This is a genomic window from Ectothiorhodospira shaposhnikovii (assembly GCF_016584105.1).
Classification (GTDB): Bacteria; Pseudomonadota; Gammaproteobacteria; order Ectothiorhodospirales; family Ectothiorhodospiraceae; genus Ectothiorhodospira; species Ectothiorhodospira shaposhnikovii.
On record NZ_NRSM01000086.1, the window covers coordinates 1 to 998 of the forward strand.

Sequence of the window (998 nt, forward strand, 5' to 3'; positions counted from 1 at the left end):
CCCCCCCCAGTACCCGCTGAACGGTTGAGACTCCCACCCCGACTGTTGTGGCCACCTTCCTGATTCCCATGCCTGATGCCCGAGCGGCCTTGATGCGCTCCTCGATCTCTGGTGCCACCTTGGGGCGTCCCAGCGTCTTGCCCTGAGCCTTGGCCCTTTGAAGTCCCGCCTTGACCCGCTCCTGAATCATGGACCGCTCAAACTCAGCGAAGACCCCCAGCATCTGAAACAGGGCCTTGCCGCCTGGAGTGGTGGTGTCCACCCCCTGCTGGTGCAGGTATAGGTCCACCCCTTTCGCGTGGACCTCGCCGAGGAAACTCACCAGATCCTGGAGGGATCGGCCCAGGCGATCCACGGCCCAGACCATCACCACGTCATGCTGACGCCTGACCGTGGCTTTCATCAGTCTGTCCAAGGCAGGGCGCTGATCCCGGCCCTTGGCTCCACTGATCCCGTGGTCCCGGTATTCCTCCACCACGTTCCAGCCATTGCGTTCCGCCACGGCCCGCAGTTCCATGATCTGATTCTCGGTGGTTTGCCCATCGGTGGACACGCGGGCATAGATCGCAACTCGCTTGCTCATGGTTCTCTGTTCCCTCTGGCGGGTGGGCTTTGGATGCCCGGAAGTTTGCCGGAGGGGTGTACCGAAATCAACTGTTATCGGTACAGGCGGAAACGGGTGGGGTGACCCGCGGTGCAATGCGGGTTCCGGAGGGGAGGGGTGGAGGGGGTTTTCGGTACAGCCACCTGCGGTTCAGCCGGAGACCATTACCGAGCGGTAAAGGACGACAAATGGTATATAAATCAATGCTTTACACTGTTTCATCTGTGTGGTTTACTGCCGCCCTCTCAATCATCACCCACACTGAGAAGGGGGCGGCGGCTGTCAAGGTGGTTGGAACCCGGGTCATGCAGCCTCTAATGAAGCACGAGGATCATTTTGAATTTCAGGGTTGAGCCACACCGGACCCACCGGCGTCCAGTTACGGGTCTCACCG

General features: G+C 60.5%; 1 protein-coding gene. It reads right to left on the bottom strand.

Annotated features, from left to right (window positions below; translation table 11 throughout):
- Positions 1 to 583, bottom strand: a 583-nt coding sequence (locus tag CKO35_RS17505) for a recombinase family protein (protein WP_200177388.1), incomplete at its 3' end; no start/stop codon positions are given.
- Positions 584 to 998 lie beyond the last annotated feature (415 nt).